We start from the raw sequence: 13,588 nt of genomic DNA on the forward strand, positions 1-13,588 counted from the left end.
CAAGGAGGTATGTCTCGTGGCAAAGAAAGTAGAAAAAATCGTTAAATTGCAAATTCCTGCAGGTAAAGCAACACCAGCTCCGCCAGTAGGTCCTGCGCTAGGTCAAGCGGGTATCAACATCATGGGATTCACAAAAGAATTCAATGCTCGTACTGCTGATCAAGCAGGTTTGATTATTCCAGTTGTGATCTCAGTATATGAAGACCGTTCATTTACATTTATCACAAAAACACCACCAGCTGCAGTATTGTTGAAAAAAGCGGCTAAAGTGGAAAAAGGTTCAGGCGAACCAAACAAAACGAAAGTTGCTAAAGTTTCACGCGATCAAGTAAAAGAAATCGCTGAATTGAAATTGCCAGACCTAAACGCAGCTGATGTTGAAGCAGCAATGCGCATGGTTGAAGGAACTGCACGAAGCATGGGGATTACTGTCGAATAAGAGCGCAGACCCTAAGGAAGTAGCTTCTCAGTTGGCTCTGTGTTGAAAGACACGGAACACGTGGGAGGTTCTACCGTTATAACCACATCAAGGAGGAAACAAAATGGCTAAAAAAAGCAAAAAAATGCAAGATGCATTGAAAAAAGTTGATACGACAAAAGCTTATTCAGTTGAAGAAGCTGTAGCATTAGCACAAGAAACAAATATTGCAAAATTCGACGCAACAGTCGAAGTTGCTTACAAATTGAACGTTGACCCTAAAAAGGCTGACCAACAAATCCGTGGCGCAGTTGTACTGCCAAACGGAACTGGTAAAACACAAACTGTTTTAGTTTTCGCAAAAGGCGAAAAAGCAAAAGAAGCTGAAGCAGCTGGTGCAGACTTTGTCGGTGACGATGACATGGTTCAAAAAATCCAAGGCGGCTGGTTTGATTTTGATGTCGTTGTAGCTACTCCTGATATGATGGCTACAGTTGGTAAATTGGGTCGTGTTTTAGGGCCTAAAGGCTTAATGCCAAACCCTAAAACCGGTACAGTAACGATGGACGTAACAAAAGCAGTCAACGAAGTAAAAGCTGGTAAAGTAACTTACCGCGTTGATAAAGCCGGAAACGTTCATGTTCCAATCGGTAAAGTATCATTCAGTGCTGACAAATTGATTGAAAACTTCAAAACTATCAATGATGTGTTAGTGAAAGCTAAACCATCTGCAGCAAAAGGTCAATACATGAAAAATATCACCGTAACAACAACTTTCGGACCTGGTATCCATGTAGACCAAGCTTCTTTCTAATTTTTAATTAGAAAAATCAGTGTAAGTATTGACTCGGCTATCTTATTTATGATAAGGTAGTCGAGGTTAATAGTAACTGTACCGAAGACAGTAGGTGACGCAAGTCTTAAACTCCTACCGAGGACGTTTATTGAGATACTTCAATAGTCCCTCTATGTCTACGGTGGCATAGAGTTTTTTATTGTGAATTTTCTTGTTCTTTGAACAGAGATTCTTAAGGAAAACTCTACCATCAAAATCAGGAGGTGAAATTCAAGTGAGTGAAGCAGCTATCGCAAAAAAATCCGCAATTGTTGATGAAGTAACGGAAAAATTTCAACAAGCAGCATCTGTTGTAATCGTTGATTACCGTGGACTGACTGTTGATCAAGTAACCAACTTGCGTAAACAATTACGTGATGCAGGCGTAGAAATGCGAGTAATCAAAAACTCGATCCTTTCTCGTGCTGCCAAAAAAGCTGGTTTAGATGGTTTAGACGAAGTATTTGCTGGTCCTACCGCTGTTGCTTTCAGCAACGAAGACGTGGTTGCCCCTGCAAAAATTATCGATGAATTCTCTAAAGACGCTAAAGCATTAGAAATCAAAGGCGGTATCATTGAAGGCAAAGTTTCTTCATTGGAAGAAATTACTGCATTGGCAAAATTGCCAAACCGCGAAGGTCTTCTTTCTATGCTACTATCTGTTCTTCAAGCGCCAGTCCGCAACGTGGCTTACGCTGTCAACGCAGTAGTAGAAAGCAAAGAAGGAGATGCAGCTTAATTGCCGCATAACCGAATCAAAAAAATCTTATAATTTTTATTTAAATGGAGGAAACCAAAAATGGCATTGAACATTGAAAACATTGTCGAAGAGCTAAAAGGCGCGACAATCTTAGAATTAAACGACTTAGTTAAAGCTATCGAAGAAGAATTTGGCGTATCCGCTGCTGCTCCTGTAGCTGCTGCTGCTGGTCCTGCTGCCGCTGAAGAAGAACAAACAGAATTCACTGTAGAATTAACTGCAGCTGGAGACCAAAAAGTTAAAGTTATCAAAGCAGTTCGTGAAGCAACTGGCTTAGGCTTGAAAGAAGCTAAAGCAGTAGTTGACAGCGCACCTTCAGCAGTTAAAGAAGGAATCGCTAAAGATGAAGCAGAAGCATTGAAAGCTGCTTTGGAAGAAGTAGGCGCAACTGTAACAGTTAAATAATTTTAATTAATTATTTTAGTCCTAGAAATCTTGATTATTCAAGGTTTCTAGGGCTTTTTTTCTCTCCCATCACTAAAAACTCTTTGACATTTTCAGAATTTTCTACTATGATAATCAACAATAACAATAGTCATAAATACGTCGAAAAGAAGAGTACCGATAACGGATTTTTCAAAGAGAGCCTCGGTTGGTGAAAAGAGGTAAGAGGAAGTATCGGGAAGATGGTCTTTGAGTGGGAAAGTGTGAGTCGCAGGATTAGCGCTTTTCGGGTGTGCCCGTTACAGCACCACGGTCTTGCGTTTTGCGCAGTACCTGGGGAGGTTGTTTTTGTGAGAAAACAACAAAGTTAGGTGGTAACACGATGATTTCGTCCTTTCATTTTTGAAGGGGCGTTTTTTTTATACCCAAAATGAATGAGAGGAAGAATGTTATATGCCAATTAATGTTGCTGAAGATTTTCCGGCAAAATTTGTTTTAGAAAAAGAGGATATTTTTGCGATTGATCATGATCGGGCGATTCATCAAGACATTCGTCCGCTAAAAATTGCGATTTTAAACTTAATGCCAAATAAAATCGACAGCGAGATCCAGTTGTTGCGTTTGATTTCCCAAAGTCCGCTGCAAATCGATATCGATTTTATTCGTATCTCCAGTCATGAATATAAAAATACCAGTATCACTCATTTGAATAAGTTTTATCAAACCTTTGGTGAAATTCGAGAAAACACCTACGATGGGTTGATTATTACTGGAGCGCCGATTGAAAAGCTGCCTTTTGAGGAAGTAAATTATTGGGAGGAGTTAAAGGAGATTTTGAATTGGAGCCAAACAAATGTGACCTCAACACTGCACATTTGTTGGGGAGCACAAGCAGCACTTTATCATCATTACGGAGTGGGTAAAACTCTCTATCCCCGCAAACTTTTTGGTATTTATGCAAATAAACTTGTAGATGAGCATCGTTTGACCCGCGGCTTTGACGATCTTTTTTATACCCCCCAATCTAGATATACTGGGTTGGCAGAAGGACAGATTGATCCTGAAAAATTGCGGATTGTTGCCCGTAATTCAGAGATTGGTGCAACGATTCTGGTCTCTGCTGATGAGCGAAACGTTTTTGTTTTAGGACATTTTGAATACGATACGGAAACCTTAAAAAAAGAATATCTACGGGATCATGAGCGTGGGCTAGATACGGATATTCCAGAAAATTATTTTCACTACAATCATTTAGAGGATGAAATTATCAATCGCTGGCGAAGTCATGCCCATTTGTTTTATCACAATTGGTTGAATGATGTGTATCAAATCACCCCATATCGTTTGGCAGATATTCGTCGAAAAAGTGCAAGTTAGGAGCAGAAAATGGAAAAAGAAATTTTTATAAAAAAATATGCCCAAGAACGCAAACAAACGACTTCTCTAAAATGGGATGCGTTGAAGGAACGTTTTGGAAATGAACAATTGTTGCCTTTATGGGTTGCGGATATGGAATTTAGCGTGCCGGAATCAGTAAAGGATGTGTTGTCTGACCGAATCACCCACGGAATTTTTGGTTATTCTCAAGTACCGGAAAACTATTTTACAGCCTTTGCAGAATGGCAGGAACGGCACCATGGTATTCACTTACAGAAAGAATGGTTGCGTTTTTCAAAGGGAGTGGTGGAATCACTCTATCATCTGATTCAAATTTTCACCGAAGAAGGCGATAATGTATTGATTCAGCCACCGGTTTACTATCCGTTTTTCAATGCTATTCGTGACACCAATCGCCACGAAATCTTAAATCATCTGGTTCAAAAAGAGGGAAAATACACGGTTGATTTTACGGATTTTGAAGAAAAAATTCGGGAGAATGATGTTAAACTCTTTATCCTTTGTTCCCCACATAATCCTGTAGGACGGGTTTGGCAGGAAGAAGAGCTTGCTAGAATGTTTGAGATTTGTGAACGATACAATGTCTTAATACTTGCTGATGAGATTCATCAGGATTTTATTTATCCCCCCCATCAATTTATTTCAGCGTTGCAAGTCTCAAAAGGTGCTTTTCAGAATCAGCTGATCGTCGTCAATGCGCCCTCAAAGACCTTTAATTTAGCCAGCTTGCTAAATGGACACATTTTGATTCCGGATGAAAAGTTGCGACAAATATTTGATCAAAAAATCAAACGATACAGTCAATCGGAAAATAGTTTGTTGGGACAACTGGCAGGAGCAACTGCTTACGAAACCGGAGATGACTGGTTTGCCGGTCTTCGAGAAGTCATTTTAAGCAACTATGAGTTTGTTCGCAAGTCCTTTGAACAAGAGCTTCCAGCCGTAAAAGTAGCGGATTTGCAGGGAACCTATCTACTCTGGCTGGACTTTAGTCAAGTGCTTTTACCAGAAGAAATTGAACCATTCATTAAAGATACCTGTGGACTAGCAGTAGATTTTGGCGGCTGGTTCTCTGAAGAAACGAAACAATTTATTCGTTTAAATTTAGCGACGACACCGGAAAATATTCAGCAGGCTGTTCAACAAATTTTAGCGGGAATCAAAAATAAAGGAGACTTTTAAATGACAGAACAAGCAAATGAAACATTTTTAGCACAAATTGGAAATCACAGCGATCAACAAACCGGTGCAATCAGCGCGCCAATCCATCTTTCAACCACCTATGCACACCCAAAACTTGGGCAAAGTACTGGCTATGATTATACCCGAACGAAAAATCCTACCCGTACAATTGTAGAAGAGGCATTGGCAAAGCTGGAAAATGGGAAACGGGCAGTTGTGACAAGTTCAGGTATGAGCGCGATTCAGTTGGTTTTTGGTCTCTTTCCGCAGGGAGCCACATTTTTAGTAGGACGGGATATTTACGGCGGCAGCTACCGTTATTTTGATTATTTGGAAAAACAAAAAATTGCTACTTTTCGCTATTTTAATGATTTTGACGAATTACTGGCGCAACTTGATGAGCAGGTAGATGCGGTCTTTTTGGAAACACCCACCAATCCATTGATGCACGTCTTTGATATTGCGGCAGTGGCAAAAAAAGCGCAGGCAAATCAAGCAACGCTCATTGTCGACAACACCTTTTTAACCCCATTGCGACAAAAGCCTTTGGATTTGGGTGCGGATATCGTGATTCACTCAGGAACGAAATATTTAGCAGGACACAATGATTTATTGGCAGGCGTCGTGGTGGCAAAGGAGGAAAAAATAGGAGAACAGTTGGTTTGGTTGGCAAATACAACGGGTCCTACTCTGGATTCTTTTGACTCTTGGTTATTTATCCGCAGCTTAAAAACATTGGCAATTCGTCTGGATCGCCAAGAAGAAAATGCACAAAAAATTGCTGAAGCTCTGCGAAATAATGGTGCAGTCAAAGAAGTCCTTTATCCGGAAATTGGTGGAATGATCAGTATTCGTGTAAAAAACGAAGCTAAAATTCCAGAATTTCTCAGCCGGTTATCTGTTTTCACCTTTGCAGAAAGCTTGGGTGGGGTTGAAAGTCTAATCACTTATCCAGTAACCCAGACGCATGCAGATATCCCAAAAGAGCTGCGCGATTCCTACGGGTTGACAGAAGATTTGCTACGACTGTCCATCGGAATTGAATCCGCAGATGATCTGATTGCAGATCTAGCTCAAGCTTTATCGATTCTATAATTCATTTATCTTCAAATAAAATCATATTATTGGTTATTTTTCTGTATGAATGTTACGCTATTTATGTAATAAAAAATAAAGGAGTGGATATTCTATGGTAAATGAAGACAAAATCAAAGGGAAATTTAACGAAATCAAAGGTAAAATCACGGATGATGAGTCGGAAGAACTAAAAGGGAAAATCCAACAAAAAGTTGGGGACGCAAAAGAAGAAGCCGACAAAAAAACCGATGATGCCGCTAAAAAAATAAATGATCATTTAGATAGAGATAAAAACGTTTAAAATCAAAAACTGCCCCTCATTTGCTTGAGAGGCAGTTTTTTGGTTAATGATAAGGAAATCCTAATTTTTCCATCTGGTCTAGACGATTATTGCATCTCGAAAAAAGAAGTGCTATAATTGGGCTATACCAAAAAAGAAAGCTGAGGGACTCGAAGATGGAAATTATTCGCGTGAAAAATGCTGAAGAAGGCGGAAAAAAAGCCTTTGAAATAATTAAAGAAGCAATGGAAAACGGAATCAAAACCTTAGGACTTGCAACGGGAAGCACACCGGTTACTTTATACAAAGAAATGACAGAAAGTGACTTGGACTTTTCAGAATTGACCTCTGTAAACTTGGATGAATATGTGGGCTTGGGCGGTAACGACGCGCAAAGCTACCGTCATTTTATGAATACTCAATTATTTGACAAAAAACCATTCAAAGAAACCTTCGTTCCAAACGGCAAAGCAGAAGATTTAGCAGCAGAATGCAAACATTACGATGAAATCATTGAGAAGCACCCTGTTGATATCCAAATTTTAGGAATTGGTCAAAATGGACATATTGGTTTTAACGAACCAGGTGCACCACTTGACGGCTTGACTTCAGTTGTTGATTTGACAGAATCAACAATCAACGCAAACAAACGTTTCTTTGATAAAGTTGAAGACGTTCCTACAAAAGCTATTTCCATGGGTATCGGATCAATACTAAAAGGTAAAAAAATGATTTTAATGGCGTATGGTGAAGCAAAAGCCGATGCAATCAAAGGAATGATCGATGGTGCGGTTACAACCCACTTGCCAGCATCCGCACTGCAAAATCATTCAGATGTAGTTGTGATTATTGACGAAGCGGCTGGCAGCAAACTGTAATCAATAGCAGATTATCAAAACAGTTGAACACAAGAAAAATCATCTTCAAGATAAAGGACCATTGCCGTCCACTCTTGAAGATGATTTTTTCATTTAAGCTTATAACCCCAATTTTAGGCTTTAGATTTCTATCGGATTTGGAAAACATGGTATAGTGAAAAGGGGGGTGTTCGGATGGCGGATATTGTTTTGACAATACCAGAAATACTTTTACGTTTAGGGTTAGCGATGCTGTTTGGTGGAGTAATCGGTTTTGAGCGACAGTATAAAAATCGTCCGGCCGGTTTACGAACCCACATTTTAGTTTGTATGGGTGCTTGCGTGATCGCTTTGATTCAAGTTGAGATTGCTAGCGAAGCGCTTCGGGAAGCCCTCGCTCATCCAGAGATCATGGGAGTCATACGCTCGGATCAGGGCCGTTTGATTGCCCAAGTCGTGAGTGGTGTTGGATTTTTGGGAGCCGGAACGATCATCGTAACAAAACGCTCTGTCACTGGTTTGACGACAGCCGCTTCTCTTTGGGCGATTGCTGGATTAGGTATTGCCATCGGTATGGGCTATTATGCGATTGCAATCACCAGTTTCGTAGGAATTTTTATTGCTTTGACGATGGTCAAACAAGTGATTCATGTACCAACCACGAAAAAATTAGAAATTCAGTTTATTCACAGAGAAGAATCCAAAGAATTTTTAAGTGAATACTTTGAAAAAAATCGGATTGAAATTGAAGATGTGAATTTTGATATGAAATTTGCGGAGGAACATCGCTTGTACACCAATATCTACACGATCAATCTTCCGAAACATTTAACTTACACCGATGTGATTGAAGAACTTTCAACGTATAAAAACATCACCAAGCTGCGCTTGGTGACGATTCAAACCAATTAAATTTATCAACGGATAAACCAGAGTGACAAGCTGATAGACAAAAGCAAAGTCAATAAACCACTTAAAAAGTTTACACCATCATTATCGAGAAAACGGAGTCCATGAATCAGTATAGTCGGCTGATCGTGATGGCTTCGTTTTTCTATTTTTTTTCCACAGATTTGGCATAAAAATTTTCCCTGAAGTGCGGCGCCTAAAAAACTATCGAACAGTGTGGCAACGATTCCGCTAAAAAAAGGAACGAGAAAATAACCCGGTGTGATCGGATCATGAAAGAGGGTCAATAAGAGATAGAAAACACTGGCTGTTAAAAAACTTGCGATAATTGCTGCAAGTAGTCCTAAGATAGAAATTGCACCGGATGAACCAGTTGTTTCTTGCCGGAAGTCCAAAATATTTCTGGGTGCTTTACGGGAAAGTACTCCAATTTCCGACGACCAAGTATCTGCGGTGGCGCCAGTAATCGTACTCCCACAAGCAATCAGCCAGTAAAATTCCCCTGTCACAAAATACGCAAGGGAGGCAATCAGAAAGGGCAGGCTATTTGCAAAAACCTGAGTGGCCTGACGAAGGGTTTCAATTGGAATTTTTGATTGTTTTTGAACAATTCGGCGGAAAAAATGAATCAGCAATGAGCTGCCGAAAAAGAAGAGAAGCAGCAACCAAGTTCCGCTGGGTGCAAAAGCAAATGCTGTCGCCCCTACCAGCAGCAAAGCTAGGCTGCCGGATAATGTGAGTGCATTAGAAATATAAGCAAGAAAAGCCACAAAGCCACTGCCTAATAAGCCGATACAAAAGGAATAAAAAACAATCATTTGCCCACCTCCGTTGTTACTAAAATTGTAGCATACAATTGAGAAGGCACCAAAAGGAGTGGGCTGTAAAATAGAAAAAAACCGCAACTAGAAAAGTCGCGGTTCAAATTTATTCATTATCCAAGCCAATCAGGTAGTCATCATCGTTCATTGCTTCGACGGTTCCTAATAAATAGCCGTTACCAACTTGGGAGAAAAAGTCATGATTGCTCGTTCCAGTGGAAATGCCGTTCATGACGATTGGATTGACGTCATTAGCGGTATCCGGAAAGAGTGGGTCTTGTCCTAAGTTCATCAAGGCTTTGTTGGCGTTGTAACGGAGGAAAGTTTTTACTTCTTCCGTCCAACCAATTTCGTCGTACAATTCTTCTGTGTATCGTTCTTCGTTTTCATACAATTCATACAGGAGGTCATACATCCATTCCTTCAGTTTGTCTTGTTCCGCTTCAGGTAATTCATTAAAACCAAGTTGGAATTTGTAGCCGATATAGGTTCCATGCACTGATTCATCACGGATAATCAATTTAATGATTTCAGCAACATTGGCTAATTTATTATTTCCAAGGTAGTACAAGGGCGTATAAAATCCTGAGTAGAAAAGGAAAGTTTCTAGAAAAACACTAGCGATTTTCTTTTCCAAAGGTGTGCCGGTTTTATAGATTTCATTAATTCGCTCTGCTTTTTTTTGCAGGTAGGGATTTGTATTGGTCCACTCAAAAATATCATCAATCTCGGCTTTAGTATTCAAAGTGCTGAAAATGGAAGAATAGCTTTTAGCATGCACTGATTCCATGAATTGAATATTATTTAAAACAGCTTCCTCATGGGGTGTCCGAACATCTTTGCGTAGCTGATCCATTCCACTTTCTGATTGAACCGTGTCTAATAAAGTCAAGCCGCCAAAGACGTACCCAACGGTGGTTTTTTCAAGATCAGAAAGTGTTCGCCAGTCGTCCAAATCGTTGGATAGGGGAATCCGAGTATCCAGCCAAAATTGTTCTGTCAATTTTTCCCATGTGGACTTATCGATGATGTCTTCAATTTCATTCCAGTTGATTGCTTCATAATAGGTTGCCATCTGATTTCGCTCCTAGTTCCTATTTTGGTAATAAATTTTCTGCAAGAAAATTTAGTCTGATGTTCACAACGAATATCATTCCACTAGAAATACTTAAAAAAGTGGAAGTGACATCCTAGTTCCTATTTTGGTAATAAATTTTCTGCAAGAAAATTTAGTCTGATATTCACAACGAATATCATTCCACTAGAAATACTTAAAAAAGTGGAAGTGACATCCTAGTTCCTATTTTGGTAATAAATTTTCTACAAGAAAATTTGTGTTGTCGTTTAGTTGCATCAAATGACACAGCTTTCGCATTGGTTGCTGCCGATTTCTTCTGCATCATCGGTAAATGTTCGTACATAATAAATAGACTTGATGCCTTTATTAAAGGCATAGTGACGCAAGATATTCAAATCCCGCGTGGTTTGTTTATTGGTTGTTTTCCATTCATACAAACCTTCAGGAATTTCTGAACGCATGAAAAGTGTCAGGCTCATTCCTTGGTCGATATGCTGTTGGGCAGTGGCATACACGTCAATTACTTTACGCATATCCATATCGTAAGCGGATTTGTAAAAAGGAATCGTGTCGTTGGACAAGTAAGCCGCTGGATAGTAAATTTTACCGATTTTCTTTTCTTGCCGTTCTTCAATCATTCGAGTAATTGGGTGCAGGCTAGCACTAGTATCGTTGATGTAAGAAATCGAGCCGTTTGGTGCGACTGCAAGCCGGTTTTGATGATACAAACCATCTTTTTTAACGGCTGCTTGTAATTTTTGCCAATCTTCTCCACCTGGTAAAAAGATATCTGCAAAGATTTCTTTGATTTTTTCTGATTTTGGTTGGAAGTTCCCCGTCGTGTATTTATCAAAGTAGCTGCCGTCTGCATAAGCGGATTTTTCAAAATTATGGAAAACGATTTGCCGTTCACGAGCGATGGCGTTGCTTTCAACTAAGGTCCAATAGTTCAACAGCATGAAATAAAGATCTGTGAATTCAAGGGATTCTGGTGAGCCGTATTCCATATGATGCTTTGCAAAGAACGTATGCAAGCCCATCCCGCCAAGACCAATCGTATGCGCTAAGTTATTGCCATGTTGGATCGATGGAACCACGTCAATATCTGAGGCATCTGTAACAAAAGTCAATGCTCGTGTCATGGTTCGGACAGATTTACCAAAATCAGGGCTTTCCATCAAGTTTACAATATTGGTTGAGCCAAGATTACAAGAAATATCCGTTCCCATCACTTCGTATTCTTGCTTGCCATTGATTAGTGAAGGTTGTTGTACTTGCAGGATCTCAGAACAAAGATTACTCATAATGATCTTACCGTCAATCGGGTTGGTTCGGTTGGCTGTATCGATATTTATCACATAAGGATAACCAGATTCTTGTTGTAATTTAGAAATTTCGTTTTCTAAATCACGGGCTTTGATTTTTGTTTTACGAATCTTGGGATTTGCTACCAATTTATCGTATTCTTTGGTGATGTCGACATAAGAAAAAGGCACGCCGTATTCTTTTTCAACGCTATAAGGGCTGAACAAATACATGTCTTCATTTTTTCGAGTCAGTTCATAAAATTTATCCGGTACGATGACTCCAAGAGACAAGGTTTTTACGCGGATTTTTTCATCGGCATTTTCTTTTTTTGCGGATAAAAAGCTGATGATATCTGGATGAAAAACATTCAGATAAACGACACCGGCACCTTGTCGTTGTCCCAATTGGTTGGAATAGCTGAAGCTGTCTTCGAATAATTTCATGACAGGCATCACACCGCTGGCAGCTCCTTCATACCCTTTGATGGGTGCGCCGGCTTCTCGTAAATTAGACAAGGTGATTCCAACGCCGCCGCCGATTCGTGACAGCTGCAAGGCAGAATTGATTCCACGCCCAATAGCATTCATATCATCGGTGATTTGGATTAAGAAACAAGAAACCAATTCTCCACGACGTTTCCGTCCAGCATTCAAGAAAGAAGGAGTCGCTGGTTGGTAACGCTGATGAATCATATCATCAGCTAATGCTAAAGCCAAAGCTTCGTCGCCATTGGCAAAATACAACGCATTGAACGCCACACGATCTTCATAGGATTCAAGATAAGCAGTACCATCATTGGTTTTTAGCGCATATTGAGAATAAAATTTGTAGGCTGCCATAAAGGATTTGAATTGAAAATTTTGCTCATCAAGAAATTGATACAATTTTTCAATGAAGGCATCGGAATAATTGGCTAGAAATTCTTTTTCCAAATAATCATTGACTACCAAGTAATCAATTTTTTCTTTAATAGAAGCAAATGTCTTAGTATTTGGTTCGACATTTTCAGCAAAAAAAGCAGCTAGTGCTTCTTTATCCTTGTTCAAAGGGATTTGTCCATCGACAGGTCGGTTGATTTCATTATTCAACTTGAAATAACTAACGTCGGAAATATTTTTTAAACTCATGGGAAGACCCTTCTTTCGTTCAAGTTTTTTAAGCGATAAAAAAGGATTTGCTGGCTTACAAGGCTGACAAATCCGAGGTTTACAAAGTTAGCGAAGAAAAAATCAAGACGCTAGTTGACGTAGTTGATCTGGTCGAAATCCGATGATTGGTTGTGCGTCGGAAGTTACGACGGGAACGCTCTGGAAGCCTTGTTCCTTTAATTGATCGATCATTTCTGGTTGTTCGTCGATATTCACTTCTTGAAAGGCAATATTGTTTTCCGTTAAAAAGCGTTTTGTCATTTTACATTGCATACAATTATTTTTTGAAAATACGGTAATAGTCATTACGCGCCCCTCCTTGTTCCTGTTTTGGGAAAAATTATTATAAACTAAGTATAAGTCAGGACAGAAAAAAGTCAACAAAGAAACACTACATCTTGTGTTTGTGAAATCGAAGGGTACTAAATTTTGTGTTTTTATACAAAAATGAATGTGCTGGAAATCTCACCGTTTCTTGATTAAGAAGAAAATAAACAGGAGGTTGTATAAATAAAACGAGTAAAAAAAAGCAAATAAATTTTTCTATGTGAAAGAGATAGCAATTTTCGAAATTGGATTGACTTTTTGGGGTAAAGAACGTACTCTTTAACTGAGAATAATTATCATTTGCGATTGTAAATAACTACACAAGAATGGAGCCGGCGGGATGAGAAAATTAAGTGAAGCGAAAACCCATAAAGTCTATCAGGTAAAAGAGATTCAGACGACGGCAGAAATTCAGCTTCATTTGAATCATCTTGGTTTGATTCCCGGTAGTAAAGTTGTCTTGCTGCAAACGGTAGGAGAAAACGGTATTGTTCTGCTGCACAATAGCCGCTTGGCATTGGATCAGCAAATTTTAGAAAAAATCATGATCGAGGAAGCCAAAGAAACCGGTGAGTGGGTGTCATTAGATCAATTGGCGATCGGAGATACAGCAACTGTTGTGGGTGTTCATGGTGAAGGAGCTGTCAAACGGCGGTTGATGGATATGGGCCTGACTAAAAATGTTCGAGTACAAGTTCGGAAACGGGCTCCTTTAGGTGATCCGATTGAAATTACCGTTCGCGGCTATGAATTGACTCTTCGAAAAAATGAAGCTGCCTATATCTTAGTAGAAAAGGAGCAGTAAA

At 39.5% G+C, this 13,588-nt stretch carries 15 protein-coding genes and 2 other annotated features; of the genes, 11 read left to right on the plus strand and 4 right to left on the minus strand.

Annotated elements, in window-relative coordinates:
- Positions 1 to 16: 16 nt before the first annotated feature.
- From rplK to BN1875_RS06235, 10 genes are all read left to right on the plus strand, one after another.
- Positions 17 to 439 carry a 50S ribosomal protein L11 gene (rplK, locus tag BN1875_RS06190; protein ID WP_048603980.1) on the plus strand — a complete coding sequence of 141 codons (423 nt, stop codon included), beginning with the start codon at positions 17 to 19 and terminating at the stop codon, positions 437 to 439.
- Positions 440 to 542: 103 nt separating this feature from the next.
- Complete coding sequence (gene rplA, locus BN1875_RS06195) at positions 543 to 1,232, plus strand: 50S ribosomal protein L1 (protein ID WP_048603981.1); 690 nt, start codon at positions 543 to 545, stop codon at positions 1,230 to 1,232.
- A 63-nt stretch (positions 1,233 to 1,295) separates the two neighbouring features.
- Positions 1,296 to 1,422, plus strand: a sequence feature (ribosomal protein L10 leader region).
- A 66-nt stretch (positions 1,423 to 1,488) separates the two neighbouring features.
- On the plus strand, positions 1,489 to 1,992 hold the full coding sequence (gene rplJ / locus BN1875_RS06200) for a 50S ribosomal protein L10 (protein WP_048603982.1): 504 nt from the start codon (positions 1,489 to 1,491) through the stop codon (positions 1,990 to 1,992).
- A gap of 60 nt (positions 1,993 to 2,052) precedes the next feature.
- Positions 2,053 to 2,418 carry a 50S ribosomal protein L7/L12 gene (gene rplL / locus BN1875_RS06205; protein WP_048603983.1) on the plus strand — a complete coding sequence of 122 codons (366 nt, stop codon included), beginning with the start codon at positions 2,053 to 2,055 and terminating at the stop codon, positions 2,416 to 2,418.
- Positions 2,419 to 2,550: 132 nt separating this feature from the next.
- Positions 2,551 to 2,796 (plus strand) — a binding site (T-box leader).
- 54 nt (positions 2,797 to 2,850) lie between these two features.
- Positions 2,851 to 3,774: a homoserine O-succinyltransferase gene (locus BN1875_RS06210; RefSeq protein WP_048603984.1), complete on the plus strand. Its 924-nt coding sequence runs from the start codon at positions 2,851 to 2,853 to the stop codon at positions 3,772 to 3,774.
- A gap of 9 nt (positions 3,775 to 3,783) precedes the next feature.
- A complete protein-coding gene (locus BN1875_RS06215) occupies positions 3,784 to 4,977 on the plus strand; it encodes a MalY/PatB family protein (RefSeq protein WP_048603985.1) in 1,194 nt (397 codons plus the stop codon).
- Complete coding sequence (locus BN1875_RS06220; protein ID WP_048603986.1) at positions 4,978 to 6,072, plus strand: PLP-dependent transferase; 1,095 nt, start codon at positions 4,978 to 4,980, stop codon at positions 6,070 to 6,072.
- A 94-nt stretch (positions 6,073 to 6,166) separates the two neighbouring features.
- Positions 6,167 to 6,355, plus strand: a complete 189-nt coding sequence (locus tag BN1875_RS06225) for a CsbD family protein (RefSeq protein ID WP_048603987.1) — start codon at positions 6,167 to 6,169, stop codon at positions 6,353 to 6,355.
- Between the two features lie 155 nt (positions 6,356 to 6,510).
- The gene (nagB, locus tag BN1875_RS06230; RefSeq protein ID WP_048603988.1) at positions 6,511 to 7,212 is read left to right on the plus strand and encodes a glucosamine-6-phosphate deaminase; all 702 of its coding nucleotides are present in this window, start codon (positions 6,511 to 6,513) and stop codon (positions 7,210 to 7,212) included.
- Between the two features lie 174 nt (positions 7,213 to 7,386).
- The gene (locus tag BN1875_RS06235; RefSeq protein ID WP_048603989.1) at positions 7,387 to 8,103 is read left to right on the plus strand and encodes an MgtC/SapB family protein; all 717 of its coding nucleotides are present in this window, start codon (positions 7,387 to 7,389) and stop codon (positions 8,101 to 8,103) included.
- Positions 8,104 to 8,108: 5 nt separating this feature from the next.
- Here BN1875_RS06235 and BN1875_RS06240 read toward each other — a convergent pair whose 3' ends face one another.
- The 4 genes from BN1875_RS06240 to nrdH form a co-directional block, all read right to left on the minus strand.
- On the minus strand, positions 8,109 to 8,918 hold the full coding sequence (locus tag BN1875_RS06240; RefSeq protein WP_048603990.1) for a DUF92 domain-containing protein: 810 nt from the start codon (positions 8,916 to 8,918) through the stop codon (positions 8,109 to 8,111).
- 109 nt (positions 8,919 to 9,027) lie between these two features.
- Entirely contained in the window at positions 9,028 to 9,996 is a 969-nt protein-coding gene (gene nrdF / locus BN1875_RS06245; RefSeq protein WP_048603991.1) for a class 1b ribonucleoside-diphosphate reductase subunit beta, read from the minus strand.
- A 278-nt stretch (positions 9,997 to 10,274) separates the two neighbouring features.
- The gene (nrdE, locus tag BN1875_RS06250; protein ID WP_048603992.1) at positions 10,275 to 12,434 is read right to left on the minus strand and encodes a class 1b ribonucleoside-diphosphate reductase subunit alpha; all 2,160 of its coding nucleotides are present in this window, start codon (positions 12,432 to 12,434) and stop codon (positions 10,275 to 10,277) included.
- Between the two features lie 102 nt (positions 12,435 to 12,536).
- Positions 12,537 to 12,761, minus strand: coding sequence for a glutaredoxin-like protein NrdH (gene nrdH, locus BN1875_RS06255; RefSeq protein ID WP_048603993.1), 225 nt, complete (start codon positions 12,759 to 12,761; stop codon positions 12,537 to 12,539).
- A 361-nt stretch (positions 12,762 to 13,122) separates the two neighbouring features.
- Between nrdH and BN1875_RS06260 the strand changes: the two genes are divergently transcribed.
- Positions 13,123 to 13,587 (plus strand): FeoA family protein, encoded by a 465-nt coding sequence (locus BN1875_RS06260; RefSeq protein WP_048603994.1) that lies wholly within the window; start codon positions 13,123 to 13,125, stop codon positions 13,585 to 13,587.
- Position 13,588: the final 1 nt, after the last annotated feature.

The organism is Enterococcus massiliensis (assembly GCF_001050095.1).
Classification (GTDB): domain Bacteria; phylum Bacillota; class Bacilli; order Lactobacillales; family Enterococcaceae; genus Enterococcus_C; species Enterococcus_C songbeiensis.

Coding starts and splice junctions, on each gene's coding strand:
- rplA (WP_048603981.1), top strand. CDS start 543: ATGGCTAAAAAAAGCAAAAAAATGCAAGATGCATTGAAAAAAGTTGAT.
- rplL (WP_048603983.1), top strand. CDS start 2,053: ATGGCATTGAACATTGAAAACATTGTCGAAGAGCTAAAAGGCGCGACA.
- BN1875_RS06210 (WP_048603984.1), top strand. CDS start 2,851: ATGCCAATTAATGTTGCTGAAGATTTTCCGGCAAAATTTGTTTTAGAA.
- BN1875_RS06215 (WP_048603985.1), top strand. CDS start 3,784: ATGGAAAAAGAAATTTTTATAAAAAAATATGCCCAAGAACGCAAACAA.
- BN1875_RS06220 (WP_048603986.1), top strand. CDS start 4,978: ATGACAGAACAAGCAAATGAAACATTTTTAGCACAAATTGGAAATCAC.
- BN1875_RS06225 (WP_048603987.1), top strand. CDS start 6,167: ATGGTAAATGAAGACAAAATCAAAGGGAAATTTAACGAAATCAAAGGT.
- nagB (WP_048603988.1), top strand. CDS start 6,511: ATGGAAATTATTCGCGTGAAAAATGCTGAAGAAGGCGGAAAAAAAGCC.
- BN1875_RS06235 (WP_048603989.1), top strand. CDS start 7,387: ATGGCGGATATTGTTTTGACAATACCAGAAATACTTTTACGTTTAGGG.
- BN1875_RS06240 (WP_048603990.1), bottom strand. CDS start 8,918: ATGATTGTTTTTTATTCCTTTTGTATCGGCTTATTAGGCAGTGGCTTT.
- nrdF (WP_048603991.1), bottom strand. CDS start 9,996: ATGGCAACCTATTATGAAGCAATCAACTGGAATGAAATTGAAGACATC.
- nrdE (WP_048603992.1), bottom strand. CDS start 12,434: ATGAGTTTAAAAAATATTTCCGACGTTAGTTATTTCAAGTTGAATAAT.
- nrdH (WP_048603993.1), bottom strand. CDS start 12,761: ATGACTATTACCGTATTTTCAAAAAATAATTGTATGCAATGTAAAATG.
- BN1875_RS06260 (WP_048603994.1), top strand. CDS start 13,123: ATGAGAAAATTAAGTGAAGCGAAAACCCATAAAGTCTATCAGGTAAAA.